Source organism: Endozoicomonas atrinae, from assembly GCF_001647025.1.
GTDB classification, from domain to species: domain Bacteria; phylum Pseudomonadota; class Gammaproteobacteria; order Pseudomonadales; family Endozoicomonadaceae; genus Endozoicomonas; species Endozoicomonas atrinae.
Window position 1 is genome coordinate 1 of record NZ_LUKQ02000719.1, and the last position, 631, is coordinate 631.

Below are 631 nucleotides of genomic sequence, written 5' to 3' on the forward strand. Positions count from 1 at the left end.
TCCGGTGCCAGGTACATCACCGCCGTCGTGCCGGATACGGTCATCCGTTTTTGCAGCACGGCCTCGTCATCCGGCTGCATCCGGTGAAACTTCAGGGTGAAGAGCAGCGTCCATCCGGTCAGGTCCAGCGACGTGCCATCCTCACTACTGAACGACACCGGCACGGAATAGCTGTCACCCCGGATAAAGGCAGGCAGGGTAGTGGAAGCGGGAATGGCCATCAGACAAACCGCCTGCGGGTTACTGACTGTTCGCCACCACTGACCCCGACCAGTCCACGGATGCGCTTGCGGTTGAGTTCCTTCTCGTACTTCTGCCGATTGACCTCTGCAAGCTGCGGGTTGGTCCAGAGCTCATCGGGCATCATTTGCAAATCCGCCAGTACACCCCAGCAGGCAAACTCAAGAGTCAGGTTGCCCACCTCGTCCGGCACTTCTGTGGTAGCAAACGATGGCATCAATGTCAGCTCAATATCGTGCATGACATTCTTGTCCGGGATCGGGGCAACGCTCAGGGCAGTGGTTTCAACATGGCGGTAGTAATAAGGGGTACCGGAAGCGAGGTAAGGCGGCAGCAGATCACGGCTTTCCAATCGGGTGCCGTCTTCCCGCAGGAGATTCTGCACCGTGGC

The 631-nt window shown here is 58.5% G+C and carries 2 protein-coding genes; both read right to left on the minus strand.

The window, feature by feature from the left end; all coding sequences use genetic code 11:
• A partial coding sequence (locus tag AK963_RS30250; protein ID WP_139117831.1) for a hypothetical protein occupies nucleotides 1-221 on the minus strand: 221 nt, incomplete at its 3' end.
• Nucleotides 221-631 (minus strand): hypothetical protein (locus tag AK963_RS34285; RefSeq protein WP_202969962.1); only part of this gene is annotated, 411 nt, incomplete at its 5' end. The genes AK963_RS30250 and AK963_RS34285, both read right to left, overlap by 1 nt.